The sequence below is a fragment of the Acidiphilium multivorum AIU301 genome, from assembly GCF_000202835.1.
GTDB lineage: Bacteria > Pseudomonadota > Alphaproteobacteria > Acetobacterales > Acetobacteraceae > Acidiphilium > Acidiphilium multivorum.
The window spans coordinates 2,264,078-2,290,000 of the sequence record NC_015186.1 but is presented as its reverse complement, the minus strand read 5'-3'; the positions used below and the strand labels follow the sequence as shown (position 1 = coordinate 2,290,000).

The 25,923-nt window shown below is 59.9% G+C and carries 20 protein-coding genes, 1 tRNA gene, 2 rRNA genes and 3 pseudogenes (1 of these 26 running past the window's edge); 12 read left to right on the top strand and 14 right to left on the bottom strand.

The genetic code is table 11. The annotated features are described in order from the left end of the window. The 3 genes from ACMV_RS10250 to ACMV_RS10240 all read left to right on the top strand — a co-directional run. Positions 1-1,812 (top strand): 23S ribosomal RNA (locus tag ACMV_RS10250) (it extends 926 nt beyond the left edge of the window). 91 nt (positions 1,813-1,903) lie between these two features. Beyond that, a 5S ribosomal RNA gene (rrf, locus tag ACMV_RS10245) occupies positions 1,904-2,018 on the top strand. Between the two features lie 27 nt (positions 2,019-2,045). Then, positions 2,046-2,122 (top strand) — tRNA-Met (locus tag ACMV_RS10240). Here ACMV_RS10240 and ACMV_RS19920 read toward each other — a convergent pair. Beyond that, positions 2,079-3,773, bottom strand: a complete 1,695-nt coding sequence (locus ACMV_RS19920) for a recombinase family protein (RefSeq protein ID WP_081479271.1) — start codon at positions 3,771-3,773, stop codon at positions 2,079-2,081. The two genes, ACMV_RS10240 and ACMV_RS19920, sit on opposite strands and share 44 nt — an antisense overlap. 393 nt (positions 3,774-4,166) lie before the next feature. On the opposite strand from ACMV_RS19920, the gene ACMV_RS10225 reads away from it, so the two are divergent. Next, entirely contained in the window at positions 4,167-5,789 is a 1,623-nt protein-coding gene (locus ACMV_RS10225; protein ID WP_013640399.1) for an ABC-F family ATP-binding cassette domain-containing protein, read from the top strand. Between the two features lie 434 nt (positions 5,790-6,223). Here ACMV_RS10225 and ACMV_RS19915 read toward each other — a convergent pair. Further along, positions 6,224-6,784, bottom strand: a pseudogene (locus ACMV_RS19915) (DDE-type integrase/transposase/recombinase); the annotation flags it as partial. Between the two features lie 84 nt (positions 6,785-6,868). Between ACMV_RS19915 and ACMV_RS10210 the strand changes: the two are divergent. Then, complete coding sequence (locus ACMV_RS10210) at positions 6,869-7,918, top strand: IS110 family RNA-guided transposase (protein ID WP_013634994.1); 1,050 nt, start codon at positions 6,869-6,871, stop codon at positions 7,916-7,918. Positions 7,919-8,158: 240 nt separating this feature from the next. Here ACMV_RS10210 and tnpA read toward each other — a convergent pair. Continuing rightward, positions 8,159-8,431 (bottom strand): annotated as a pseudogene (gene tnpA / locus ACMV_RS10205) (IS66 family insertion sequence element accessory protein TnpA); the annotation flags it as partial. Between the two features lie 215 nt (positions 8,432-8,646). Between tnpA and ACMV_RS10200 the strand changes: the two are divergent. The 3 genes from ACMV_RS10200 (at position 8,647) to ACMV_RS10185 (ending at position 12,044) form a co-directional block, all read left to right on the top strand. Further along, positions 8,647-9,687: an IS110 family RNA-guided transposase gene (locus tag ACMV_RS10200; protein ID WP_011930570.1), complete on the top strand. Its 1,041-nt coding sequence runs from the start codon at positions 8,647-8,649 to the stop codon at positions 9,685-9,687. Positions 9,688-9,960: 273 nt separating this feature from the next. Then, positions 9,961-10,727 (top strand): IS5 family transposase gene (locus ACMV_RS19905; protein WP_085947338.1). Its coding sequence is split into 2 segments (ribosomal slippage): positions 9,961-10,291 and positions 10,291-10,727, totalling 768 coding nucleotides; the frame shifts between segments, so codons are not numbered across the junction. A gap of 117 nt (positions 10,728-10,844) precedes the next feature. Then, on the top strand, positions 10,845-12,044 hold the full coding sequence (locus ACMV_RS10185) for an IS256 family transposase (RefSeq protein WP_013640395.1): 1,200 nt from the start codon (positions 10,845-10,847) through the stop codon (positions 12,042-12,044). A 129-nt stretch (positions 12,045-12,173) separates the two neighbouring features. Here ACMV_RS10185 and ACMV_RS19900 read toward each other — a convergent pair whose 3' ends face one another. From ACMV_RS19900 to istA, 6 genes and pseudogenes are all read right to left on the bottom strand, one after another. After that, positions 12,174-12,884 (bottom strand): hypothetical protein, encoded by a 711-nt coding sequence (locus ACMV_RS19900; protein ID WP_013640394.1) that lies wholly within the window; start codon positions 12,882-12,884, stop codon positions 12,174-12,176. A 1-nt stretch (position 12,885) separates the two neighbouring features. Continuing rightward, positions 12,886-14,307 (bottom strand): hypothetical protein, encoded by a 1,422-nt coding sequence (locus ACMV_RS10180; RefSeq protein ID WP_231844387.1) that lies wholly within the window; start codon positions 14,305-14,307, stop codon positions 12,886-12,888. Positions 14,308-14,761: 454 nt separating this feature from the next. Continuing rightward, complete coding sequence (locus ACMV_RS10175) at positions 14,762-15,085, bottom strand: hypothetical protein (protein WP_013640392.1); 324 nt, start codon at positions 15,083-15,085, stop codon at positions 14,762-14,764. Positions 15,086-15,285: 200 nt separating this feature from the next. Next, positions 15,286-15,438, bottom strand: coding sequence for a hypothetical protein (locus ACMV_RS21530; RefSeq protein ID WP_013640391.1), 153 nt, complete (start codon positions 15,436-15,438; stop codon positions 15,286-15,288). A gap of 254 nt (positions 15,439-15,692) precedes the next feature. Next, entirely contained in the window at positions 15,693-16,442 is a 750-nt protein-coding gene (istB, locus tag ACMV_RS10170; protein ID WP_269447796.1) for an IS21-like element helper ATPase IstB, read from the bottom strand. A 68-nt stretch (positions 16,443-16,510) separates the two neighbouring features. Continuing rightward, a pseudogene (gene istA / locus ACMV_RS10165) lies at positions 16,511-17,699 on the bottom strand (IS21 family transposase); the annotation flags it as partial. A 180-nt stretch (positions 17,700-17,879) separates the two neighbouring features. Between istA and ACMV_RS10160 the strand changes: the two are divergent. Next, the gene (locus ACMV_RS10160) at positions 17,880-18,557 is read left to right on the top strand and encodes a hypothetical protein (RefSeq protein ID WP_013640387.1); all 678 of its coding nucleotides are present in this window, start codon (positions 17,880-17,882) and stop codon (positions 18,555-18,557) included. Between the two features lie 307 nt (positions 18,558-18,864). Here ACMV_RS10160 and ACMV_RS21975 read toward each other — a convergent pair whose 3' ends face one another. Further along, positions 18,865-19,122 (bottom strand): PEP-CTERM sorting domain-containing protein, encoded by a 258-nt coding sequence (locus ACMV_RS21975; RefSeq protein ID WP_081479241.1) that lies wholly within the window; start codon positions 19,120-19,122, stop codon positions 18,865-18,867. Between ACMV_RS21975 and ACMV_RS10155 the strand changes: the two genes are divergently transcribed. After that, on the top strand, positions 19,051-20,184 hold the full coding sequence (locus ACMV_RS10155; RefSeq protein ID WP_013634879.1) for an ISAs1 family transposase: 1,134 nt from the start codon (positions 19,051-19,053) through the stop codon (positions 20,182-20,184). The genes ACMV_RS21975 and ACMV_RS10155 overlap by 72 nt on opposite strands. Here ACMV_RS10155 and ACMV_RS20840 read toward each other — a convergent pair. From ACMV_RS20840 to ACMV_RS10140, 4 genes are all read right to left on the bottom strand, one after another. Further along, positions 20,175-20,666, bottom strand: coding sequence for a hypothetical protein (locus tag ACMV_RS20840; RefSeq protein ID WP_013640386.1), 492 nt, complete (start codon positions 20,664-20,666; stop codon positions 20,175-20,177). The genes ACMV_RS10155 and ACMV_RS20840 overlap by 10 nt on opposite strands. Positions 20,667-20,965: 299 nt before the next feature. Further along, complete coding sequence (locus ACMV_RS10150; RefSeq protein ID WP_013640385.1) at positions 20,966-21,805, bottom strand: sterol desaturase family protein; 840 nt, start codon at positions 21,803-21,805, stop codon at positions 20,966-20,968. A gap of 65 nt (positions 21,806-21,870) precedes the next feature. Further along, positions 21,871-22,644, bottom strand: coding sequence for a PEP-CTERM sorting domain-containing protein (locus ACMV_RS19890; protein ID WP_013640384.1), 774 nt, complete (start codon positions 22,642-22,644; stop codon positions 21,871-21,873). 560 nt (positions 22,645-23,204) lie between these two features. Then, positions 23,205-24,905, bottom strand: coding sequence for a recombinase family protein (locus tag ACMV_RS10140; RefSeq protein WP_041664953.1), 1,701 nt, complete (start codon positions 24,903-24,905; stop codon positions 23,205-23,207). 347 nt (positions 24,906-25,252) lie between these two features. Between ACMV_RS10140 and ACMV_RS21205 the strand changes: the two genes are divergently transcribed. Further along, complete coding sequence (locus ACMV_RS21205; RefSeq protein ID WP_041664952.1) at positions 25,253-25,492, top strand: hypothetical protein; 240 nt, start codon at positions 25,253-25,255, stop codon at positions 25,490-25,492. A 30-nt stretch (positions 25,493-25,522) separates the two neighbouring features. Continuing rightward, positions 25,523-25,840 carry a hypothetical protein gene (locus ACMV_RS10130; protein WP_013640381.1) on the top strand — a complete coding sequence of 106 codons (318 nt, stop codon included), beginning with the start codon at positions 25,523-25,525 and terminating at the stop codon, positions 25,838-25,840. The last annotated feature ends 83 nt before the right edge of the window (positions 25,841-25,923 follow it).

The following is a 25,923-nucleotide window of genomic DNA, read 5'->3' as shown; positions in this document are numbered from 1 at the left end:
CGGTGGGTGCTAAGGTCCATCGTCGAGAGGGAAACAGCCCAGACCACCAGCTAAGGTCCCCAAATTGTGGCTAAGTGGGAAAGGATGTGGGAATTCCAAAACAACCAGGAGGTTGGCTTAGAAGCAGCCATCCTTTAAAGAAAGCGTAATAGCTCACTGGTCTAATAGAAATCCTGCGCCGAAAATGTAACGGGGCTAAAGCCACATACCGAAGCTGTGGGTGCATGGAAACATGCGCGGTAGCGGAGCGTTCCGTAGGCCTGTGAAGGGAGATGGGGTGACCCCTCCTGGAGGTATCGGAAGTGCGAATGCTGACATGAGTAGCGACAAACAGAGTGAGAAACTCTGTCGCCGAAAGTCCAAGGGTTCCTGCGCAAGGTTAATCCGCGCAGGGTGAGCCGGCCCCTAAGGCGAGGGCGAAAGCCGTAGTCGATGGGAAGGGGGTGAATATTCCTCCGCCTGCTGGAAGTGACGAATGCGAGATGTTGTCTGTCCTTATCGGATTGGGCAGGCTTTTTGAGCATTCCGGGAAATAGCTCCAGCGTATAGACCGTACCCTAAACCGACACAGGTGGACTGGTAGAGTATACCAAGGCGCTTGAGAGAACGATGTTGAAGGAACTAGGCAAATTACTCGCGTAACTTCGGGATAAGCGAGACCCGTATGTGGGCAACCATGTGCGGGTGGCACAAAAGAGGGGGTAGCGACTGTTTAGTAAAAACACAGGGCTCTGCGAAGTCGAGAGACGACGTATAGGGTCTGACGCCTGCCCGGTGCCGGAAGGTTAAGAGGAGAGGTGCAAGCCTTGAATTGAAGCCCCGGTAAACGGCGGCCGTAACTATAACGGTCCTAAGGTAGCGAAATTCCTTGTCGGGTAAGTTCCGACCTGCACGAATGGCGTAACGACTTCCCCACTGTCTCCAGCATCGGCTCAGCGAAATTGAATTCCCCGTGAAGATGCGGGGTACCCGCGGTCAGACGGAAAGACCCTATGAACCTTTACTGCAGCTTTGCAGTGGCATCAGAAGAGTGCTGTGTAGGATAGGCGGGAGGCATTGAAACCGGGGCGCTAGCTTCGGTGGAGCCAACCTTGAAATACCGCCCTGCGCGCTTTTGATGTCTAACCGCGGCCGGTTATCCCGGTCCGGGACCCTGCATGGTGGGCAGTTTGACTGGGGCGGTCGCCTCCTAAAGAGTAACGGAGGCGCGCGATGGTGGGCTCAAGCCGGTCGGACATCGGCTGTTGAGTGCAATGGCATAAGCCCGCCTGACTGCGAGAGCGACAGCTCGAGCAGAGACGAAAGTCGGCCATAGTGATCCGGTGGTTCCACGTGGAAGGGCCATCGCTCAACGGATAAAAGGTACTCTAGGGATAACAGGCTGATCTCCCCCAAGAGTCCACATCGACGGGGAGGTTTGGCACCTCGATGTCGGCTCATCACATCCTGGGGCTGGAGCAGGTCCCAAGGGTTCGGCTGTTCGCCGATTAAAGTGGTACGTGAGCTGGGTTTAGAACGTCGTGAGACAGTTCGGTCCCTATCTGCCGTGGGTGTTGGAGACTTGAGAGGATTTGTCCCTAGTACGAGAGGACCGGGATGAACATACCTCTGGTGCATCGGTTGTCACGCCAGTGGCACAGCCGAGTAGCTAAGTATGGACGGGATAACCGCTGAAAGCATCTAAGCGGGAAACCCACCTCAAAACTAGGTCTCCCCGAGGGTCGTGACAGACCATCACGTTGATAGGCCGGGTGTATAAGCGCGGTAACGCGCTCAGCTAACCGGTACTAATCACCCGATAGAACTTGAATATCTCAACCACCCCCACCATGCACAAACACCAACACAACTCACACAACACACCAAATCCACACCAGCCCAGAAACAACGATAGGCTGGACGACCTGGTGGCCATTGCGGGGAGCCTGCACCCGATCCCATCCCGAACTCGGCCGTGAAAATCCCCAGCGCCCATGGTACTGTGCCTCAAGGCACGGGAGAGTAGGTCGCCGCCAGGTCCTCCAGCCTATCGTAACCTCATCCACCGCGGGGTGGAGCAGCCCGGTAGCTCGTCAGGCTCATAACCTGAAGGTCACAGGTTCAAATCCTGTCCCCGCAACCACCATTACCGAACTCGCGAACAAACCAGATACACCCGCGCCCACTCGCGCGGCTTTTGACGCTCTGGAACCGGGCTCCAGCGCCAGCCCAACCATCGCCGCCAGTGCGCCCGTCAGCACAATCTTCGGCAGAGAGCGGGTATCGTCGCCATCAGGCGGTGACACGTCGACGCGCTCGATCAGCGCGCGAACCGCTTCCAGCGCCGCGGTGCCGCCATCCTCGCGGGTGAGGGCGGCATGAAGGTCGGTCACCCGCTCGCGATAGGTCTCCGCCAGGTTCGGATGCAGCAACGGTAACGAAATCCCGGCGGTCTCGATCTGCCGGGTCAGTTCCGCCTTCCGCGCCTCCAGCGTGTCGAGCTTCTGTTGCAGCCCCGGTGCACGCATCCCCTCCGCAATCGCATCGATCAGGCCATCCAGTTTGCGGGTGACACTCTCCAGTTCGCGCTTATGCGACGCGAGGGCGGCTGAGCGTTCGGAATTGAGCCGGTTATACTCGGCCGTGTATTCCGCCACGAACTCCGCGACGTGCTCGGGCTGCATCAGCTGGTGGCGCAGCGCATCCAGAATCAGGCTCTCGAGCTCGCTCCGCCGGATACCGCGCCGGTTGTCGCAGGTGCCCTGCTTCCGCGCGGCGGTGCAGGAGAGATAATCCTGGCCGACGGCGCCGAAGCTGCCACCGCAGCCGCCGCAGAACACCTTGCCCGTGAGTACGTGCTTCGCCCGGCGCCGCTCATGAAAGACCGCGCGGTCGATCTTGTACGCGCCCGACGCGATACGCACCGCGGCCAGGCGCTGCTGCACACAATCCCAAAGGTCCTGGTCGACGATCCGCAGATGCGGAACCTCCTCACGCACCCATTCCGTGGTTGGGTTCATCCGCGAGACGCGTTTGCCGGTGGCCGGATCCTTTATGTAGTGCATCCGGTTCCAGACCTGGACGCCAATGTAAAGTTCGTTGCGCAAGATGCCGGTGCCGCGGTTCGCATGTCCCCGAATCGTCGTGTCCTGCCAGGCACGCCCATTGGGTCCCGGGATTTTTGCGCCGTTCAGCGTCTTGGCAATGGCAATCGGGCTCGCACCCTCTGCCGCCATCGTGAAAATCCGGCGGACGACCGCCGCTTCGGCCTCGTTGATCGCCCGTTCGCCGCGGATCGGCTCGCCCTTGTGGTCGGTGCGGCGGACCACGTCATAGCCATAGGCGCGTCCGCCGGCAGAGAGGCCCGCCTCTACCCGGCCGAGTAGCCCGCGATGCGTCTTCTGGGCCAGATCCTTCAGGGCCAGCGCGTTCATCGTGCCCTTGAGGCCGATATGCATCTCGTTGATCTCGCCCTCGGAGATCGTCACGATCGAAACACCGGCAAAGCGCAGGCGCTTGTAGAGAGCGGCAATGTCCTCCTGGTCGCGGGAAAGCCGGTCCAGCGCCTCGGCCAGCACCACGTCGAACCGGCGCCGGCCGGCGTCCTCCATCAGTGCCTGAATGCCGGGACGGAGCATCGACGCACCCGAGATCGCTCGGTCCGAGTAGCTCTCCACTACCGTCCAGCCCTCGCGCTCAGCCCGCGCCCGGCAGATCCGCAGCTGGTCCTCCACCGACGCATCACTCTGCAAGTCAGTGGAATACCTCGCATACAAGGCTACTCGCACAGCCATCACCCGACTCCAGGGCAAATTGTGGAATGACGAAACCTACCATGCCAACGTCGCCGTGAAAGCCAGAATATAGCCATCCCACGCGGAACCGCCGGGCCACACCCGCAAGCGAACGCTCCCGGCTCCCGGCGGAACAGCGGATACCGAACTATTGCAAGAGCTTGAACAGCATGTCGGCACAGTCCGGGATGGGCCGGATGCGGATTCCGGAGAATTCGCCGGAGACTGCCCTTCCGCTATTGAGCCAGCGCTGATGACCGAGGGAAGACCCCGGGGCGTCGGAGGCAGGCGGGATGAACCCGAACTCCGGGTTCACTTCGGCAATGCCCCTGCGGTTCACGGCTCCGGGGAGTTGCTTTAAGAACCCCCGACAATTCCGGCTACCGAGGACCCATGATTCGTCTGGATAATATCAGCAAGCAGAACGGCACCCGCCTGATTTTTGTCGAGGCGTCGGCTGCCTTGCAGCGGGGTGAGAAGATTGGCCTTGTTGGCCCCAATGGTGCCGGGAAGTCCACGCTGTTTCGCATGATCAGCGGTCAGGAGCCTCCCGACGAGGGCAACATCCTCATCGATCGCGGCATCAGCATTGGCTTGTTCAGCCAGGATGTCGGCGAGATGGCGGACCGCAGCGCCGTGGCCGAGGTGATCGTAGGTGCCGGGCCAGTGAGCGAGGTGGGCGAGGAGCTGGCAAAGCTGGAAGCCGCTCTGGCCGATCCCGACAAGGCTGACCAGTTGGACGCCATCCTGGAACGCTATGGCGAGGTCCAGGCGCGCTTTGAGGAGCTGGGCGGCTACGCGCTGGAGGGCAAGACGCGCGAGGTGCTCGACGGCCTCGGCTTCAGCCAGGAGATGATGGACGGCGACGTGGGCCTGCTCTCTGGCGGCTGGAAGATGCGCGTGGCACTCGCGCGAATTCTGCTCATGCGCCCGGACGTGATGCTGCTGGACGAGCCGAGCAACCATCTGGACCTGGAGAGCCTCATCTGGCTTGAGCAATTCCTCGCCGGTTACGACGGCGCGCTGATGATGACATCGCACGACCGCGAATTCATGAACTGCATCATCAACAAGGTCATCGAGATCGACGGTGGCAATCTCACCAGCTTCTCCGGCGACTATGAGTTCTACGCCCGCCAGAGCGCCCTGAATGAGAGGCACCAGCAGGCGCAGTTCGAGCGCCAGCAGGCGACGCTCGCCAAGGAGATCGCGTTCATCGAGCGTTTCAAGGCCCGTGCCTCGCACGCCGCGCAAGTGCAGAGCCGAGTGAAGAAACTGGACAAGATCGACCGCGTGGAGCCACCCAAGCGGCGCCAGGCCATCGCCTTCGAGTTCCGCCCAGCCCCGCGCTCGGGTGATGACGTAGCCAAACTGCGTGGCGTCTCCAAGCGCTATGGCAGCAAGGTGATCTATGACGGGCTCGAATTGCTGATCCGCCGCAAGGAGCGCTGCTGCGTGCTCGGCGTGAATGGTGCGGGCAAATCCACGCTGCTGAAGCTGGTAACCGGCAACACTTCACCCGATACCGGCACGGTGACGCTGGGGGGCAGCGTGAAGATGGGTTACTTCGCCCAGCACGCCATGGACCAGCTGGACGGCGACGCCACAATCTTCGCAACACTCGACGCTGCCTTCCCGCATGCGGGCCAGGGTAGCCTGCGTACGCTCGCCGGGGCGTTCGGGTTCTCAGGTGACGAGGTGGAAAAGCGCTGCCGCCAGCTCTCGGGTGGGGAGAAGGCGCGGCTCGTCATGGCCCTGATGCTCTACGATCCGCCAAATTTCCTGGTCCTTGACGAGCCGACCAACCATCTCGACCTCGCGACGAAAGAGATGCTTATCACCGCGCTCTCGAACTACGAGGGCACCATGTTGTTCGTCTCGCATGATCGCCACTTCCTCGCCAGGCTCTCGAACCGGGTATTGGAGCTCACCCGGGAAGGCATCCATGACTATGACGGCGGATATACCGAATACGTGGCCCGCACGGGCCAGGAGGCACCCGGTCTGCACGGGTGAGCAAGGCCCGGGGGGTTGGGCCGGGAGCAGGCGGGCAGGTTTGGTATGGCGTACCGACAAGGCCGCCATCTCAACTGATCCACCGCGACAATATGCTTTGTCGCTAAAATCCTAAGTTACGCGACACACCCGGTCCGGGTAAAAACGACCCAACGATGTCATTCACAAAACGGGAATGGTCTTCGGAAAGCGGACTCTGTGCCGATCGCTGGAGGGCAGGCACCTGGGCCGAGCGAGTTGATGCAAGAATCTACACCTGAGCATCGTCGCCCGTCCCTTTAACGCGTGGCGCTTATCCAATACGACCCTCTGAAGGGCTATCGGGGAGCCTCCCATCTTAGAGGGGGGCATAGTTCGCTAGCTAGGTTTGGCGGTAATCTCCAAGGGCACTTACGGACGGGCGACCTCCAAAGGAGTTTCATGCCAGCCGACATGCTGGTGAGCTCAGTGCCGTTGTCGCTGACCACCATGAGCGGGCGCGCCCCGCGCTCAGTGATCGCCATATCCAACTCGCGTGCCACCCGGGCGCCCGAAATTGACGTGTCGGCGATCAAGCGAACGCATTCGCGGCTGAAATCGTCCACGACGGCGAAGATCCGAAACCTGCGCCCGCATGTCAGGGCGTCGGAGACGAAATCCAGCGACCAGCGCTGATTGCAGCCCTGCGGAATGGTCATCGGAGATCGTGTGCCCAAGGCCCGCTTTCGCCCGCCGCGACGGCGAACCTGAAGGCGTTCTTCGCGGTAAAGGCGCCGAAACTTCTTGTGGTTCATGGAAATTCCTTCGCGGCTGAGCAGCCAGTGCAGGCGCCGATAGCCAAATCGACGGCGCTCGCCCGCAAGCACGCGCATGCGTTCGCGAGCCTCCGCATCATCCGGGCGGCGGCTTTGATACCGCACCGTGGTCCGATCCACGCCCAGCGCATCGCAGGCCCGGCGTTGGCTCACCTCGAACAGGGTCCGAAGGTGAGCTACCGCCTCCCGCTTATGGCTGGGCGCTAGAATTTTATGGAATGGCCCGCCCCTTTCCCGCTTGTAGAGTAATCTGCCGGGGGCCAACGGAAGAAAGGGAGGCAGGCAATGAAGACAGAGATCGCGGTTTTAGGGATTGATCTGGGCAAGAACAGCTGCAGCCTTGCGGGACTGGATGGGACTGGTGCGGTGATCAAACGGCGGCGGATGCGACCGGAGACCGTGGTGACGTTCACGAAGGAGTTGCCGCCTTGCGTGATAGCGATGGAGGCGTGCTGCGGCGCTCATCATCTTGCCCGTCTTCTCGCGGCGCAGGGACACGACGTCCGGCTGATGTCGCCGGAATACGTGCGCCCTTATGTGAAGGCGCAGAAGAACGATGATCGCGATGCCGAGGCGATTGCGGAGGCGGCAACACGGCCAACGATGCGTTTTGTGTCCATGAAAACGGAGGAGCAGCTTGACATGCAGACCCTGCATCGGGCGCGTGACCGGCTGGTCGGTGAACGGACGGCGCTGATCAACCAGTTGCGAGCGATCCTGTTGGAGCGCGGGGTTACGGTGCCGCAGGGGCGGAGCAAGCTCGAGCGGTCCCTGATCGAGATGTTCGATGGCGATGAAGCCGAGCCACCGGCGACATTGACGCCGCGGCTGCGGGCGCTGATTGCCGACATGCGGGCCGAATGGCGTGAGCTGGATCGGCGGATCACCGCTTTTGAGGACGAATTTGTCGCTCGCACGCGCGAGGACGAAGCGGCACGCCGGCTGATCAGCATTCCCGGGATCGGCGTGATGAACGCGACCGCGCTGATTGCCGCGATCGGCAACGGTGAGACGTTCAGCCGGGGCCGCGATCTTGCTGCCTGGCTTGGTCTGGTGCCGCGGCAGATCACGACAGGAGGCCGACCGCGGCTGGTCGGGATCAGCAAGCGCGGCAACAAGTATCTGCGCAAGCTGCTGATCCATGGTGCTCGCGCCGCTCTTCCCAGTCTGTTGACCAGCTCAACGCCGCTCGGCGGCTGGCTGCGCGGGCTCACCGCTCGGGTCCACAAGAATGCAGTGGTTGTCGCACTGGCCAACAAGCTGGCGCGGATCGCTTGGGCGGTACTGAGAAACGGCGGCACGTTTGATGCCAGGTCCGCATCAGGGATGGCATGATTAGCCGGCTAATGATCTCGCTAACTTGATAGCCGGTCATGATGTTTGCGGGTGGTGGAATGAAGATGGCCTGACAGTCGACCGGCGTTTCGGGAACCTGCTTCAAAAAATGGCGCGCTTGATGCCGTGAATTTTATGAGGACCGGATCGCGCGGATCTCCATCTTGGCCGGGAGCTTGCTCCGAGGCCGGATACGTTGACGCAGACTGGTCAGTTCATCGAAAATACCACTTGCAGACGGGGCGGGCCATACGTTTTTGACGCAATTTCCTTGAGCATGGCGTTGTCCAGCACGGCGTCCGCCAACAGCCGCTTGAGCCGAGCGTTCTCGTCTTCCAGCTGTTTGAGCCGCCGGGCGTCCGAGACTTCCAACCCGCCGAATTTAGCCTTCCACTTGTAAAACGTCGCAGAGCTGATCCCGTGTCGACGGCAGACCTCCGCCGTCGACATCCCCGACTCCTGCTCTTTGAGGATGCCGATGATCTGTTCCTCGCTAAACCGACCGCTCTTCATCTCGTTCGTCTCCCTGATGGGGCGGACTCTACTCATTCCTGGAGGAAATCCACGGGCTCAGACCACGCACTGATATTGGTTAAATCCGTCCACGCGGCCTAGGGCATGTGGGGATTTAGGATTCCCATTTGGGGGTGGCTGTGATTATGGGATGGCCCGCCCCTCTCGTGGCGATCTGGTAGGATCGCCGCTGGTTTGGAGAGAGGAGCAGACCGATGGATATCATGATTCTCGGCATCGATCTTGGGAAGAACTCTTGCAGCGTGGTGGGCATGGACGCCGCCGGCCGGGTTGTTTTGAGGCGGAGACTTCGGCGGGGAACGTTGGAAAGTTTCGTTGGCGAGCTTGGGTCGTGCATTGTGGCAATGGAAGCATGTTGCGGCGCTCATCACCTCGGGCGGATTTTCGCCGCGCGGGGCCACGAGGTGCGGCTGATGTCGCCGGAATATGTCCGTCCGTACGTGAAGGCGCAGAAGAACGATGATCTCGACGCGGAGGCGATCGCAGAGGCTGCGACGCGGCCAACGATGCGTTTCGTGCCTGTGAAGAGCCAGGACCAATCTGATCTCCAGGCTTTGCACCGAGCCCGGGAGCGCCTCGTCTCGGAACGGACGGCGCTGATCAATCACTTGCGGGCGTTGCTGCTGGAGCGAGGGATCGTCGTTCCGCAAGGCCGGAGGAAACTGGAAGCCGAGCTTGAGACATTGGCCGAAGATGGCGGTTTTGCCGCGTTGAGCCCGCGCATCCGGACGTTGATCGAAGATCTTCGGGCGGAATGGCGTTCACTCGACCAGAGGATCACCGGCTTCGACGCCGAGTTCGTTCAGTTGGCTCGTGACGACGTGGCTGTGCGACGTTTGACCAAAATCCCAGGAATTGGAACGATAAACGCTACGGCGCTGGCGGCGGCGGTCGGCGAGGCGCATGCATTCAAACGTGGGCGGGACATGGCGGCGTGGCTGGGGCTCGTTCCACGGCAAATGACAACGGGTGGAAAACCGCGCCTGCTCGGCATCAGCAAACGCGGCAATCGTTATTTGCGGAAGAACTTGATCCATGGCGCACGAGCGGCGCTGCCTTATCTTGTCGAACGCGATACGCCGTTGGGCCGCTGGGCGCGGGGATTGCTCGATCGAGCGCATAAGAACGTGGTCGTAGTCGCGCTGGCCGCGAAGCTGGCTCGGATTGCATGGGCCGTTTTGGCGCACGGTTGCGATTACGACGCCCAATTCGAAGCGGCGGCTGCGGCCGCATGACGGAATCGCCCGAACAGCGCTCACAGTTGGGCGCGAAAGGGCAGTCGATGTCTGCGTGAGGTGAAAGGAAGATGGCCTGACAGTCGAACGGCGGCTTGAAAACCTGACGCAGTGAACGGCCTCCGAGGCCGGTGTGATTATGAGGATCAGGCCGCGCGGATCTCCATCTTGGCCGGGTTCGAAGCCCGAGACCGGATACGTTGAAGCAGACTGATTAGAGCCAGATGAAAATCACCCCTTGCGGACGGGGCGGGCCATACGTTCACGCTGTGAATGGAACGATTTGTACTGACGGACGCCCAATGGGCGAGGATAGAACCGCATTGTCTTGGCAAGGCGAGTGACCCTGGCCGCAGCGGCCGGGACAATCGGCTGTTTCTGGAAGCGGTGCTTTGGATTGTCCGTACTGGCAGTCCGTGGCGTGATCTGCCTTCGATGTTTGGCAACTGGAGCACGGCCTACCGCCGGTTCAACGACTGGCGCCGCGCTGATGTTTTCAAACGGATTTTCGACGCGGTATCTGATGAACCCGACATGGAATACGCCATGGTCGACGCCACGATCGTCAAGGTCCACCGTCACGGCCAGGGCGCAAAAGGGGGACTCAAAGCCAGGCCATAGGCCGTTCCAAAGGTGGCATGACAACCAAAATTCTGGCGCTGACGGATGCCTTGGGCAACCTTGTGCGCTTTCGTCTCATGCCGGGCAATCGCTATGACAGCATCGAGGTCCCGCCACTGATCGACAACGTCGAATTCGGTGGATTGATCGCAGACAAGGCATTCGACAGCAACGCTCTGGTCGCAGAACTCAACGAAAGAGGCGCCAGGATCGTCATTTCCCAGCACCCGGCCCGGGCACTGAAGCTGAAAATCGACCACGAAACCTACAAATGGCGTCATCTGATCGAGAATTTCTTCTGCAAGCTCAAGGAGTTCAAACGCATCGCCCTGCGCGCCTGCAAAACAGACCAGAGCTTCCAGCCAATGATCCACCTCGCCGCAGATCGCGTCCCTGGTGGTGGTGTAGGAGACCGCTGATCAGCCTGCCGGCGTGACCGTTGAGTGTCTGACGGCGGCGGGCTGATTGGCGGCCATCGCGGGGATTTTGGGTAGGGTTGGGTTGCGAACAACAACTCTGACCGGGAGATCCCCACGATGACCAATGACAAGATCGCGCTTCGTGACCTGCTTGAGAAGGGTTCGGACGCCGGCTTTCTGCGCGAGATGATCGGCTTTGCGGCGCAGCGGCTGATGGAACTCGAGACCGAGGAGCTCTGTGGTGCGGCGCATGGCGAACGGACCGCCGAACGGCGCAACCAGCGCAACGGCTATCGCGACCGGGACTGGCAGACCCGGGCCGGCACTGTCGAGCTGCGGATCCCGAAGCTGCGGCGGGGCAGCTACTTTCCGGCGTTCCTGGAGCCGCGGCGGATGGCGGAGAAGGCGCTGACCGCGGTGATCCAGGAAGCCTACGTCCAGGGCATATCGACCCGGTCGGTCGACGACCTGGTCAAGGCAATGGGAATGGAGGGGATCAGCAAGAGCCAGGTCTCCCGCCTCTGTTCCGAGATCGACGAGCGGGTCCAGGCATTCCTCGAGCGGCCGCTGGAGGGCGACTGGCCGTATGTCTGGCTTGATGCCACCTACGTCAAAGCCCGCCGCGGTCACCATATCGTCTCTGTCGCGGTGATCATCGCGGTCGGCGTCAACAGCGATGGAAGGCGCGAGGTGCTCGGCATGACCGTCGGCCATAGCGAAGCCGAACCCTTCTGGGTCGAGTTCCTGCGCAGCCTTGCGCGGCGGGGTCTGCGCGGGGTTAAGCTCGTCGTCTCCGATGCGCACGAGGGGCTGAAGGCCGCGATCAGCAAGATACTCGGCGCCACCTGGCAACGCTGTCGGGTTCATTTCATGCGCAACGCGCTGGCCTATGCCGGCAAGACCCAGCGGCGCATCGTCGCCGCCTGGATCGGCACCGCCTTCGCCCAGAACGATGCCGAAGCCGCCCGCAAGCAATGGCGCGAGGTTGCCGATCAGGCCCGGCCACGGGTTCCAAAACTCGCCGCCCTGATGGACGATGCCGAAGCCGATGTTCTCGCCTACATGAACTTCCCAGCCCAGCACCGCGCCAAGCTGCACAGCACGAACCCACTCGAACGCCTCAATGGCGAAATCAAGCGCCGCAGCGATGTCGTCGGCATCTTCCCCAACGAGGCCGCCGTCGTGCGCCTCATCGGCGCCCTGCTCCTCGAGCAAAACGACGAATGGGCCGTCCAGCGCGCCCGCTACATGACACTGGAAACCATCGCCACGGTAAGCAATACTGATCCCGTCAGCCTGCCGCCCATGGCAGCCTGACAGAGCAGCCAACCCTGCTCAGGAGACCCGCTCCTACACCACAACACGGGACACGATCTCGCCGCAGCCGTCATCAACTCACGATGAATCCCCACAAACCCTAGAATCTCAGGGGTGATGGGGATCACGTCAGCTTGTTTTTGTGTTAATCAAATCCCGCACCAGCGTCATGTCCGGCGCGCGCGGGTCCAGGCCGGGCTTGGGCGCAGGGAGCGGTGGTTTTTCTGCTGGGTAAGGCCGCCAGCCACCAAACACGGGAAGGGCTACGCGAGTTCTTTCGTTTCCGCCATTCGGAACGTGAGGATTATTGAAATGTATGAGTTGTGTCGGATCAAGCCAGGCCGGGTAATCCTTCTTCGACACGGGCAGTTCTATCTCGCTGCGGCGCAGTTTTTCCGCTATGTCGGCGAATTGTTCTAGCGCCTCTCGCTCGACGGGCAGAAGTTTAGCCGCCGGAACATGTTTCGTCACTAGCGCAATAAAATCCTCAATCTGCGCCACAACCACCGGATAATGGCGCGACTTAATTAAACCGGGGCCTTCGAGTATTGTGTCTAATTCTCCTAGCTTTTTGTGTATTTCAGGAGTCTCACTTACAGAATGATCGCCAATGACATAGGTTAATGTCCCAATATAAGATCTGTCCACCGGTATCGGTAGGCGCTGTGCTTCAATCTCCTGCTTGAGCCAGAGCAGTTGGTATACGATCCGGCCATAGAAATTATCGTTGGCCGGAGGATGTGCCTTGAAAGCATCGAGCAGAAAGATGATGCGCTCCATGGCATCAGCATATTCTTCTTCAATGCCAGGGCCGATGATTTCGGACGTAATCGGGATCATATTACGGAGAGACCTTTATAAGAGAGGTAATGGCTCCAGCAGGAGGTGTAACCTGTGTTCCACCGCCATCGAGCATGAGCATGCCATTGGTGATCGAACCGTCCGGATGGGTAAGCGCAAAATTCTCGAAGGCCGGGCCGATTGTCGCACTCTGCCCGGTTCCCCCGGTGGATACCACTCCCTGATATATTGCATTCGCCTGATTGGCACAGGGCAGCGCCAGATATATTTTTATGCCTGCGCTGTTCAATTCGCCTGTACTCGGATTTCTGTATTTGGACATGACATCATTGAAGCCATTCTGGTCCAGATAATACGCACTGTTGGGGCTAGGCGCGTACCCATCCGATCCAATTTTATACATAGTTTCACCGTCAACAACGGGTCGGGGTGTGAAATTCCCACCGCTATTGATGACTTGCCGGGCGTCAGTTTCCGAATAGCCAAGTTTTTGCAGAGCATCGTAGGCCGACTGATCACTGTCAGTCATTGCACCTGTTTTAACATTTTTCAAATTCTCGAATTTTGACCAGGTGGCCGGGGATGTCTTCCTTTCCTGATACGCCGCCAGAACCTGCTGGCGTGGGGATTTGGGAGGTAGGGGCTCATCTTCTGCCTCTGGCGCCTTGGGTTTCACCTCATGCACGCGCCTGACGATTTCGCGGAGCAGGACGAGGAGGCCCAGCGAGACCAGCGCCGCCGCGGCGAGTTTGGCGGCGAGTTTGATGTCATCTTCCGTGCGGGCGTGACCGGCCTTGACCACCGCCTCGGCGAAATCCTTCCCGGCAATCAGCCCCGCCCAGCCGAACTGCCACCAGGCAAGCCCGGCAATCATGCCGTCCACGATCGCATCCGCCCCCGGCACCGCCTGCACGACCGCGATCCCGCCGAAGAATAGCGCCATCACCGCAAGGTTCTGCGGCGTCAGGAATGCCTCGAATTCCGCCCTGGCCGCTTCGGTCAGATATTCGGGGATCGCCTCGAACATGGCGACCACTTTCTGCCCACCGCTCCAGCCGGACACCGGGCCGCGGCCCGGTAGGATCCCGCTACCCGCATCGCCGCGGATCATGCTGCGATGCGGGTCTCTCACGAAACGGAAGACCGCAAGCGCGCCTTGGCGGACATCCTCCTGCAACTGCCGGATCAGGAGTGCCCGCGGGACCTCCTGACGTTCGTTCCGCCAGGCCGCGTAGAAGCGACGGATCGCCGCAAGATTGCCCGGATGACTGAAAAATGGCGTGCCGCCCTGGCGCATGGTGTCGAGCATCTGCTCGAATTCAAGCCGGCCGAGGGTATCCGACCCCTGATACGCCTGGAACCGATAGACATCCCTCGTCTCCGCCGAGGTCGGCAGGACGAGATAGACAGTGTGGAGGCTCCGCAGTTCAAGATGGAGTGCTTGCGGATGGGGTATTGCCATCCAGGGGCGCGGTCCAGGTGAGCCTGAAAGTGCATTTCCCATTCGCGCCATCATAGACGATCATTGCAGAAGTCGGTTCATGCATAAACCCGTGATTTCGAGATGAAATCTAATCGCCGGGATAAGCAGAACTTTCAGGCGAGTCACTGAGGCAGCATGGTGTCATTCCGTAAGGCAGCGCGATTTGACGCGTGACTCGGGTGTTTCTTCACGGACCAGAATCGACCCAATGCAGCTTAACGATGAATGTCTGCTTTATCCAGCCCACGCCAGACAGCGGACAAGCGGTTATCCCCCCATGGCGGTCGACCGCCGACCGTCCGCGAGTGTCAGCTCCGGAGCATGCCCTCATGATGGCTGGACGACTGGGAAGGGCGCTGAGTGTCTGTAGCGTGTTTGTGATGTTCCCAGAACGACAAAACCCCTCGTCCTGAGTTGGGACGAGGGGGCGTTGTCATGTGGTTGAGTTCGGATCGATGAGGGCGAGGAGGTGCTTGCCGCTGGCGATGGCGCGGTTGCCGCGGTTTTCCACGAGGCGGCAGGCATGGCGGATGGCGCTCATGTTGTCGCGGCGGATGCGGGCGGCGGTTGCGGTGTCCATGGCATCGGCGGGGTCCTCGCCTTCGCCGCCGAGCATGGCGGCGAGGACGTCGAGCGTGTGCATCGCGAACTCGAGTGTATCGAGATCCGTGCTGAGCTGATCGCGGATGGCGTTCAGGCGCGCGGAATCGGTGGGCATGGCAACGATTGCCGTGCCCGGTGTGACCGGTTCGGTCATGGTGGTCTCCTGATGATATGGTTGGGGAATGGCGTGGCCGGGATCGGATCCCGGCGCAGACAGGGCCGGAGGAGCGTTTAGGTGGTTTCTCCCCGGCGACGCCAGGATGACTATCTGCTCACCAGATGTGGGAATATAATCAAGTATTTCAATATGTTATAGAAATATTCGTGCGATATTTGCTCTAAATGTCGAGCAATTCATTCCCTCCGCCGCCTGATCTTCGCCAGCCGCGCGTGGTTGTTCGCCGCCTGGGTCGCGGCGAGCATCTCGGCATGGAAGAATTCGGTGGCGATGATGGCATTGGCCCGGTTGTAGTGCTCGGCCGCGACCGCCTCGCTGATGTCGAGCACGGCGCGGGCGAGGCCGGGCTCGGCGCGATTGACCAGGGGTGTTGTGGTGCCGAGCGCGTGGCGGAACCGGTGCGGCCCGATCGCGACGCCGAGCAGGGCTTTGGACCGAACCCGGACAAGCTTCTGTCAACGGCGGATCAAAACCAGACTGGCGTGGCGGCGTAAAAACCAGCCACTGGATTGTGACGTGACGGATATGAGAACGGCCCCTGCAGGGGCCGTTCTCATATCCGCAGCCTGCTTGGCGGTGGGTATCAGCTGTCGTTGATTTCGCCGGTCTCTGGATCATGAGGCAGGTCGTCACCGGCCTTTTCGATACCCTTCCGGCGCCGGACGCGGGATTGCTTCAGGCGGTAGCTTTCGCCGTTCATCTCCAGGATCTGGACGTGGTGCGTGAGACGATCGAGCAGCGCGCCGGTCAGCCGTTCGGCGCCAAACACGCTCGTCCAGTCCTCGAAGGGCAGGTTCGAGGTGTCGATGGTCGAGCCGCGCTCGTGCCTCTGGCTGAATACCTCGAACAGCAATTCTGCTCCGGCCCGCGAGAACGGCACATAACCCAGTTCATCGATGATCAGGAGTTTGAGACTGGCAAGCGGCGCCCGCAGTCTCAGCAAACGGCGCTCGTCCCGCGCCTCCATCAGCTGGTGCACCAGGCCGGCCGCCGTCATGAACCCCACGGACAGTCCGCGCTGGCAGGCCGCCAGACCAAGAGCCAGGGCGACATGCGTCTTGCCGGTGCCGGCATTTCCCAGAGCGATGATGTTGTCGCAGCGCGCCAGATCGAGCACCAGCATCTTGTTCAGCGACTTGTTCAGCGACGGGATCGCGGTGAAGTCGAAGGTATCGAGGCTTTTGACCGCCGGGAAGTGCGCCGCACGGATCCGCCGCTCCACCAGCCGGCGTTCACGATCGAGCAGTTCCCGCTCCGCCAGCCGCAGCAGGAATTTCGGATGATCCGCGCGATCCTTCGCGCACTCGGCAGCGACCTTGGCATATTCGCGCAGGAAGGTCGGCAGCTTCAGCGCCTACAGATGATGCGCCAGCAGCACCTGCGGCGTCTCGATCGCGCCGCTCATGCCGCGTCTCGGCTCGGCAAAACGCCATAATCCGCGGCAGAGGTCATCCGCACATGCGCCGCCGGCAAATAGGGATAGCGCGGCAGGTCCAGCTGTGCCGGCCGTTGCTCGACCCGTGCCAGAACCAGCTGCTTGACCGTGTCAAAGCCAATCGCGCCAAGCCGCATCGCATCATTCACCGCGGCCGAGATCACCGTCTCCGCGAACACCTCCATCAGCCGCATGATCTGGATGAGCTCCCGCTTCCTGCGGTTCCCCATCCGCGCCTCCAGGAGTCGCCGGATCCTCTGAAACCCTTCCGGCAGAGCCCAGTTCTGCAAGGGTGCCGCCTGATCCAGCGCCCCAGGCTTCTGCTCGATCAGCGCCAGATAATGCAGCGGATCGAAGATGAACTCGCCGCGGCCATACACCCGCTCGTGGCGGGCGATGACCTCAGCCCCGGCCACGACCAGCACCCGATCGACGAAACCTTTGACCAATACGTCCCGGAAGGCATAGGTGCGCCGGCACCGAGTAGTCGTTCATCCGATAGCGGACCAGCGCCGTCGACGAGACCCGCGCCGGCTTCTTCTCGCAGGGCTCGAACGGTCCCGCCGGCAACACCCTCAATGCCGCGAGGTCGCGCAGCAACCGCTCGCCAATCGTCTCTTCATGGCGTCCAGAATGCTCATCCTGCCGCGCCAGACAGCGTGCTTCCAGCGCCGCGTTCAGGGCATCGAAGCTCGCCGCATGCGGCAGCGGCGTCATGAAGCGCCGCTGCGTATACTTCACCAGCCCCTCGACTTTCCCCTTGTCGTTACCTTTGCCAAGACGGCCGAACCGGCCCCTGAACAGGTAGTGGCTGATCAACTCCGTGAAGGCGCGCGTCCGCGTCCGTTGGCCATCGCCAAGGATCCGCGCCGCCGCCAGCTTCGTGTTGTCGTAGAGGATCGACAGCGGCACCCCGCCGAAGAAGGCAAAAGCCGACACATGCCCGTCCAGAAACGCTTCCGTCGTCTCCGCCGGATATGCCTTCACGAACGGGGCATCCGAGTGCGGCAGATCTATGCAGAAGACGTGCATCACCGTCCGCACACCGCCGATGAAGCCGATGCACTGGCCAAAATCTACCTGCGCATGCCCTGGCGGATGAGACAGCAGCACGAATGCCTCGCGTAGCCACTGCCGTGCCGTTTGAAGTCGATCATGCTCCAACTCTTGTTTGGCGATTAAGTTCATCACTTTCGGTTGACGCGAGAGCGTCAACCGAAAGCAATCTTGCTCTCAAATAAACTTTAGGAAGTCCGTTGCGGGGACACGATGAGGCTTGACGCCACGACCGCCCCGATCTAGTTACGATAACGGAATCAGATCCGGGATCGACAGATGGCCATAACAAGAATTGATTTCGAGCAGGTTGTCTTCCTTAAGCCGGGGTCAGAATACCGGCGCGCGCTGATGATCTACAGCCTCGCCTATACAGGGATCTCATGGAAATCGTGGAGCGACCAGGGCGAAAACGTGGCGGTCTATTATCCGCCCAACGACGTCATTTTCGCCTGCCTTTACGCGAATTACAGAGCCGCTCCCACCAAGGCCAAGTTCATGCAGTTGTCCTTCATGCTTATGCCTAGGAATAAAAAAGAGGCCGGGTTCATGATCGACCCGGCGCACAGGACGAGCGGCGCCCGGAAGGCTGCCCTTAGTAAGATCCCGGGAGTCAGCCGCGGCGAAGTGCTGGCTTCCGAAAATTGGCTGTTGCAGGTCTATTCCGAAATGTGGCTGACAGACGGGGGATCGCTGAGGGGATGGGCCGCGCAACAGCCGCAGGGCGTGGAAGGTATTTTGCGGGATTATGAGAAGAACAAGCTCACGGTCCAAAAATCCACCGAACTGATGACCTATTTCGAAACGCTCAGAAAGAAATTCTGTGGCGAAGGGATGGCGCAATCCTCGATCACCAAGGCCAATGTGTCTGCCTTCAGCGAGAGCGAGGTGGGATTTAATGTGCAGTGGGGTCGCCTGCGCTCCAATGGGAACTTGCCGAGGCCCATTTTCAACTGACCCGCGCCAGCCTTGGTCGCGTTTTCGCCGGTTTCGTCGTCCATTCCGCTCGCCCTCCGCCTCAGCGGCGTCGGCGCGCGCCAGAGCTAGGCGTTGAGGGTCGGGGTGTGACATGATAACGGCGGCGAATTGGCGGACGCGCGAATAGCGGCCACACATTCATCCACACGCTGCCAATTCATGACCGGATCGGTGAATCATGAATTCACCAACCTTCACAGGGGCAATGCGGGCGGCAAGATACCCTGCCACCACGGAACATAGCGGCAGGGCAAGATGAAATTTTATTGGGCCATTGAAATCGAATTCACAAGTTGATGTGTTTGGAAGCCTTACGGCTCTTGCGCATGACAAGACCCAACCCGGCGAGGCCGCTGCCCAACAACATCAACGAGCCTGGCTCCGCAGGGGCTACGCATGAAAATTTCGGGCATAGTTGACGGCATGGAATCGGGTGTGATTCGGGGAGTCTCCTTGAGATTGGGAGACGTGCATGTCGGTGAGGCGGCTTGTGGAGGAATTTTCGGCGTTGGAAGACCCCCGCTGCGGCGGCAAGGTTGAGCACCGGCTAATTGATATTCTGGTGATTGCGGTGTGCGCGGTGATTGCCGGGGCGGAAAGCTGGGAGGATATGGCACTGTATGGCCGTAGCAAGCAGGAATGGCTGGGCACGTTTTTGGCGCTGCCGAACGGCATTCCATCGCACGACACCTTCCGGCGTGTGTTCATGCTGATCGATACCGGGCGTTTCGAGGCATGTTTCGAAGCGTGGGCGCGCTCATTCGGGACGACTTTGGACCGGGAAGTGGTGGCGATTGACGGGAAAACGATCCGCGGCTCGTTTGATCGCAGCCGGGACCAGGCGGCGCTTCACGTTGTGAGTGCATGGGCGAGTGATCGGGGGCTGGTGCTCGGCCAGCGTCAGGTCGGCGACAAATCGAACGAGATCACCGCGATCCCGGAATTGCTGGATGTGCTGGACATCAAGGGCGCCATTGTCACGCTGGACGCGATGGGGTGCCAGCGAGCCATCGCGTCCAAAATTCTCGAGCGGGGTGCTGATTATCTCGTCACCCTCAAAGCAAACCAGGGGAAGAAACACAGCGCCGTGCAGGAGTATTGCGCAACCACCTGCTTCAGCCGCTCACCCGTTGATCGGCCGGTGCATGACGAATTCGATGATGGTCATGGTCGTCTTGTTCGGCGCCGGGTGTTCGTCTGTCCGGACGCCGTAGCGCTGGAACCGCTGCGCGACTGGCCGGGGTTGAAGAGCGTTCTGGCCGTGGAAACCATCCGCGGCGTCAACGGATCCGGCAAGATCGAAGCCGAAATCCGCTACTTCCTGTCCAGCAGCGACGATCAACCCGAAATCCTGGCGAAAGCGATCCGTCAACATTGGCAGATCGAGAACAGCCTACACTGGGTGCTCGACGTCACCTTCAACGAAGATCACTGCCGGATCCGGGATCGCAACGCCGTCCAGAACTTCTCCCTGCTTCGCAAGATCGCAATCAACCTCGTTCGCCGCCATCAGGCATCAAAGGCCAGTCTCAAGGGGCGCCGCAAAATGGCCGCCTGGGATAACCGTTACATGGAGCAAGTGCTCACCGGCTTCTTTCATGCGTAACCCCTGCCTGGCTCCGGAACATTGGTTGTCGATGAGAAAGACACGTTTACGCCCTTGCCGCCCTGGCTCGTCAAGGAGAAAAATCCCGGCGAACTTGCATAGCCAGTCAACGAAGCATAGCCCATGCCGCTGAGCGCAAAACCGAGATTTGTTTCACTGTAGGAAAATGATTTCAGAAAGAAACTTGTCGTCTCGCCATTTAAAGTTGCCGTATAGACGGTTTCCGGTGTGAAGTTTGTCAATGAAATATTTGACATTTCCACACAAGCATAGCAGCCAGAGCTGAAAGCGGGCGAGAAGCTCCCATAGGCTGTCCCAGAAACGATGTTGGCCGGACCGTTGAAATTGATCGAACTAGAACTGTAGGTCGCACCGCCATTCATGCTGATTTGACCGTTGAACATGGGATCGGCGAGCGCGTTTGATGGCAAACTCACAAAAGCGGCCGCAGCCAACATCGAAACGATGAGTAATTTTTTCATGTTAAATCCTATGATTGCTCAGACATACGGTAGCGTTCGATATAAGCAAAAATCATGCCAAATTTAAAAATTCATATAAAACAATGATTTAGATTTTTTTGCCAGTAGGCGTGTAAAGAATTCTGACACGCTCATGAGTGTTTTGCGAGTTATCTGCGTTAAAATATCGGGATGAAACTCAACATTTATGTTCAATTACCGGCATTTTTGTTAGAATTACCGGTAACGTCGACGCCTAAAGCGCCGCATTTTAGGGTGTTCTTATTCCGTTCCAGAAAGGCAATCAGGTGTTATCACGATCATGCCTGCCGGTCCGGCCAAATTCCGTGATTTTCGCTTTGCGATATACCGGAGCCAGTTCCATCCGGCCTTGTGAACGGACTGAGGATTTGGCCTACCAATGAGCGAGGCATTGCGGTGTCGATGCCATAGCTCGAAGGCCAGCGCTCGGGCAGATGGAGTGTGCCGAATATCCAATCGACCAATGGCAGCATGGCCGCATAATTCCGATCGCGCATCGAATCGTTGGTGTGATGCCAATGATGAAAAAACGGTGTCGCCACCAAAGATTCAAGAAAGCCGAACCGCCACCGCAAATTAGCGTGGATAAAAAATCCCCATAGCGTGCCCAAGACAATGATGATCGCAGGTATTGCGACACCTTGTGTCAGCCCGAGAGCGAAGACGGGTACGAATCCACAAAGTCGCACGAAAACGATATCGACCGGGTGAGCGCGGGTGTTGGAGAGGAAATCAAGCTGTTCGGCACTGTGGTGAATGGAGTGAAATCGCCAGAGCAGTGGTATCTCGTGGGACAAGCGATGCCCCCAATAGAAACCCGTCTCAGCGACGAAAATCGACAAAATCAGTGTCAGCCAGGATGGCAGATCCGCAATGGCGCGGAGCAAAACGGTTGGCATCATCGCATGGACGGTCGCGCCGAGCAAAGCGAGGGGAAACGCGAGCACTGCTCCGGTCAGCAACGAATTCAATGCATAATAGGCGAGATCCACAGCAAGTTGGGCACGAAACACCGGCTGTCGATGAACCGCAACAAGCCGTTCCAGAGGAACGAAAAGCGCAGACAGCAGAGCCAGCCAGACGGCGAGGTGCAGCACTTCAAAGAGAAAGGTCTCCATTTAGCACATCCAAACATGCCGATGGTCAGCCGTCCAGGCACGTTGCCCGGACGGCTTTCATGTTGTCAGGCCTCGGTTTTCGGCGTCTTCGTTGCCTTGCGGCGACGGCGCAGCACCAAGCCAAGCCCCACCAAACCACCGCCGAGCAACGCAAGTGAGCCTGGTTCCGGAACATCAGTGGCTGAAACATTGGTCAGGAGCGCCATTGGCGGTAGGCCGTTCGGCGTTCCCACTGAAAGGAATTTCAGCGTCTCCGACGTGCTGGACGCCACGAAATCGAGCGTCGCAGTCTGCCAACCGGTGAACCCTTGGCTTGCATTATTCAGTACCGCCGTATTCTGGGTCTGCGAGCCAAGCGAAACCGCGAGGTACTCAGTCGTTGCCCCATGCCTGCTCTGCATCTGGGCCCCCGCCCAGTTGAAGCTGACTTGATAGGTGCTGCCAACGGTCAGATCCTGCAGCACCTGCTGGATACTGGCTTGGACTCCGTTTGTCTGGTCGCCATCAAGGCCAACAAATGTACCCGGACCAGACGGCGGGGCCGATGCTCCCCACAGCTTTTCCAGGCCTGTATAAGTGTACTGGCCAGTTGCATTTACATTCACTGCTGCGTTGGCACTCGGGTACCAGATTTCGTAGCCGTTATTACCGGTCCACGCAGAGATAAATTGCTTCGTCGCAACCGTAGCCTGAGTGCCGAATTGAGTAGGTCCAGTAATCCCCCCGGTGACAGATGAAAAATCACCGTTGGTAACCAAATTGATTGGCGCCGCAAAGGCGGACCCCATTGCCGTGCCGACAACCAAGCCCGTCGCCAATAAAATCGTTCGCAATCGCATCGAGAAGTTCCCTTTTCCCAAAATCTATGGATGTAAGCAAAAGATGGTGAGTTGCTGCGCATGTCAGGGCACAACCAATATAAGCACAGCAAATTTTGTGCCATAAAATATTATCTATACAAAACAATGAATTAAGTGATGGTAATTCTTATTTCTTGTGTTCGCGTGTAAAAAAGCCCGACACTATCTATGGTTGTTGTTTTGGCCTTCTTGCTCCAAAAGGTTGCCACGAATTCCATGGTAGATTGCGATTTTGCATCGACATGGAATCCCAGCGTAAAGGCCCCGAATGTCTTTTGAGGCAGAAGGCTCTCTCGCTTTTCCAGCAGGGTCTTGGTCCGCGCCGAACTTGACCCTATCATCAACGGAATCTTCGAGAATCTATCATTGGGTTGCAGGCGCTGTAGACGGGTTTCAAGTTGATAGGCGCACCACATTCAAGCGCTCACGGTGCTGGCCGAGGCCAGGCCCTCTTCAACTACATCACGCCACAGGCGCTATGGGGCTAGTCATCGACCTTGACGCTCATGCCCATCGCCAACGAGAGTTTCTCGTCGTGCTCAGCAACATACGGGTATCAACTCTCGGTGGTTTCCTGTCCCCGCAACCACCATTACCGAACTCGCGAACAAACCAGATACACCCGCGCCCACTCGCGCGGCTTTTGACGCTCTGGAACCGGGCTCCAGCGCCAGCCCAACCATCGCCGCCAGTGCGCCCGTCAGCACAATCTTCGGCAGAGAGCGGGTATCGTCGCCATCAGGCGGTGACACGTCGACGCGCTCGATCAGCGCGCGAACCGCTTCCAGCGCCGCGGTGCCGCCATCCTCGCGGGTGAGGGCGGCATGAAGGTCGGTCACCCGCTCGCGATAGGTCTCCGCCAGGTTCGGATGCAGCAACGGTAACGAAATCCCGGCGGTCTCGATCTGCCGGGTCAGTTCCGCCTTCCGCGCCTCCAGCGTGTCGAGCTTCTGTTGCAGCCCCGGTGCACGCATCCCCTCCGCAATCGCATCGATCAGGCCATCCAGTTTGCGGGTGACACTCTCCAGTTCGCGCTTATGCGACGCGAGGGCGGCTGAGCGTTCGGAATTGAGCCGGTTATACTCGGCCGTGTATTCCGCCACGAACTCCGCGACGTGCTCGGGCTGCATCAGCTGGTGGCGCAGCGCATCCAGAATCAGGCTCTCGAGCTCGCTCCGCCGGATACCGCGCCGGTTGTCGCAGGTGCCCTGCTTCCGCGCGGCGGTGCAGGAGAGATAATCCTGGCCGACGGCGCCGAAGCTGCCACCGCAGCCGCCGCAGAACACCTTGCCCGTGAGTACGTGCTTCGCCCGGCGCCGCTCATGAAAGACCGCGCGGTCGATCTTGTACGCGCCCGACGCGATACGCACCGCGGCCAGGCGCTGCTGCACACAATCCCAAAGGTCCTGGTCGACGATCCGCAGATGCGGAACCTCCTCACGCACCCATTCCGTGGTTGGGTTCATCCGCGAGACGCGTTTGCCGGTGGCCGGATCCTTTATGTAGTGCATCCGGTTCCAGACCTGGACGCCAATGTAAAGTTCGTTGCGCAAGATGCCGGTGCCGCGGTTCGCATGTCCCCGAATCGTCGTGTCCTGCCAGGCACGCCCATTGGGTCCCGGGATTTTTGCGCCGTTCAGCGTCTTGGCAATGGCAATCGGGCTCGCACCCTCTGCCGCCATCGTGAAAATCCGGCGGACGACCGCCGCTTCGGCCTCGTTGATCGCCCGTTCGCCGCGGATCGGCTCGCCCTTGTGGTCGGTGCGGCGGACCACGTCATAGCCATAGGCGCGTCCGCCGGCAGAGAGGCCCGCCTCTACCCGGCCGAGTAGCCCGCGATGCGTCTTCTGGGCCAGATCCTTCAGGGCCAGCGCGTTCATCGTGCCCTTGAGGCCGATATGCATCTCGTTGATCTCGCCCTCGGAGATCGTCACGATCGAAACACCGGCAAAGCGCAGGCGCTTGTAGAGAGCGGCAATGTCCTCCTGGTCGCGGGAAAGCCGGTCCAGCGCCTCGGCCAGCACCACGTCGAACCGGCGCCGGCCGGCGTCCTCCATCAGTGCCTGAATGCCGGGACGGAGCATCGACGCACCCGAGATCGCTCGGTCCGAGTAGCTCTCCACTACCGTCCAGCCCTCGCGCTCAGCCCGCGCCCGGCAGATCCGCAGCTGGTCCTCCACCGACGCATCACTCTGCAAGTCAGTGGAATACCTCGCATACAAGGCTACTCGCACAGCCATCACCCGACTCCAGGGCAAATTGTGGAATGACGAAACCTACCATGCCAACGTCGCCGTGAAAGCCAGAATATAGCCATCCCACGCGGAACCGCCGGGCCACACCCGCAAGCGAACGCTCCCGGCTCCCGGCGGAACAGCGGATACCGAACTATTGCAAGAGCTTGAACAGCATGTCGGCACAGTCCGGGATGGGCCGCAGAGGGCGGGCTGGCGGCTTTCGGGCAGAGGGCGTAAGAAACCAACATCCAGTCAAAGCTTGACTGAGGTGCGGATCGCCGCGGCTCTGTATGCGGGGCCTTTAACTACGCATCGAAGCGCCCCCGAGAAACTTCAGGAAAGCATGCAGGATGGTAAAGCGTCGCAAGGAGGAAGAAATCGTCGGTGTGCTCGAGTTCGAAGGCAGGACCGGCGAGGATTCGGAAGTTATGAACTGGTTGGCCGAGCACAAGGCGCGGAACGGGGGCAAAATCCGGGTGAGCCGGGGTAGCACCGGCGTCCGAGTGGCATTCAGCAAGGCAGCAGACATGGCGTTGTGGCAAGAGCGGTCAATGCAAGCAAGCAAGGGGAAGCGATCGCCGCGTTCCTGAGCCTCGTTCATACCATGGAGGATATCCGCAGTGACGAAGGAAGAGCTGACCCTCTGGGCATTGGCGAATGGCTGGCGGCTCATCGCAGGCCATCCCAGCCTGACGAAGCCGGGCGCGCCCAACGATCCCATTGTGCGTCTTGTGATGAAGGCGACGGTAGTTAACCTCGAAGTGCGCAAGCCGGCGGGCAAATGGGAGAAAGTGGCTGGTGAGAGCTACGCTGATATCGTGGCAGGCGCGGAAGACGAACTGCCGCGTGGCCTTGGCTTCGAAACAGTCCCGAGCATCACGCTGCTGATGCAGGAAAATCGCGACGCCTTGGTATTCGCACGATTCAGCGGCAGATAGAGGCCGACCCGAGATCTTGATCACGCGCCTCTGCGTACCTGCTGCCGAAAGCGGTGCCTCCAACTCAGCCAAATATGCAGTCG

What these genes read in the sequence shown, in the direction of transcription:
- ACMV_RS10155 (WP_013634879.1), top strand. Translation starts at nt 19,051, where the DNA reads ATGTCGGTGAGGCGGCTTGTGGAGGAATTTTCGGCGTTGGAAGACCCC.
- ACMV_RS10160 (WP_013640387.1), top strand. Translation starts at nt 17,880, where the DNA reads ATGGCCATAACAAGAATTGATTTCGAGCAGGTTGTCTTCCTTAAGCCG.
- ACMV_RS10200 (WP_011930570.1), top strand. Translation starts at nt 8,647, where the DNA reads ATGGATATCATGATTCTCGGCATCGATCTTGGGAAGAACTCTTGCAGC.
- ACMV_RS20840 (WP_013640386.1), bottom strand. Translation starts at nt 20,666, where the DNA reads ATGAAAAAATTACTCATCGTTTCGATGTTGGCTGCGGCCGCTTTTGTG.
- ACMV_RS21205 (WP_041664952.1), top strand. Translation starts at nt 25,253, where the DNA reads ATGGTAAAGCGTCGCAAGGAGGAAGAAATCGTCGGTGTGCTCGAGTTC.
- ACMV_RS19890 (WP_013640384.1), bottom strand. Translation starts at nt 22,644, where the DNA reads ATGCGATTGCGAACGATTTTATTGGCGACGGGCTTGGTTGTCGGCACG.
- ACMV_RS10225 (WP_013640399.1), top strand. Translation starts at nt 4,167, where the DNA reads ATGATTCGTCTGGATAATATCAGCAAGCAGAACGGCACCCGCCTGATT.
- ACMV_RS19900 (WP_013640394.1), bottom strand. Translation starts at nt 12,884, where the DNA reads ATGATCCCGATTACGTCCGAAATCATCGGCCCTGGCATTGAAGAAGAA.
- ACMV_RS10180 (WP_231844387.1), bottom strand. Translation starts at nt 14,307, where the DNA reads ATGGCAATACCCCATCCGCAAGCACTCCATCTTGAACTGCGGAGCCTC.
- ACMV_RS10175 (WP_013640392.1), bottom strand. Translation starts at nt 15,085, where the DNA reads ATGACCGAACCGGTCACACCGGGCACGGCAATCGTTGCCATGCCCACC.
- ACMV_RS10140 (WP_041664953.1), bottom strand. Translation starts at nt 24,905, where the DNA reads ATGGCTGTGCGAGTAGCCTTGTATGCGAGGTATTCCACTGACTTGCAG.
- ACMV_RS10210 (WP_013634994.1), top strand. Translation starts at nt 6,869, where the DNA reads ATGAAGACAGAGATCGCGGTTTTAGGGATTGATCTGGGCAAGAACAGC.
- ACMV_RS10185 (WP_013640395.1), top strand. Translation starts at nt 10,845, where the DNA reads ATGACCAATGACAAGATCGCGCTTCGTGACCTGCTTGAGAAGGGTTCG.
- ACMV_RS10150 (WP_013640385.1), bottom strand. Translation starts at nt 21,805, where the DNA reads ATGGAGACCTTTCTCTTTGAAGTGCTGCACCTCGCCGTCTGGCTGGCT.
- ACMV_RS19920 (WP_081479271.1), bottom strand. Translation starts at nt 3,773, where the DNA reads ATGGCTGTGCGAGTAGCCTTGTATGCGAGGTATTCCACTGACTTGCAG.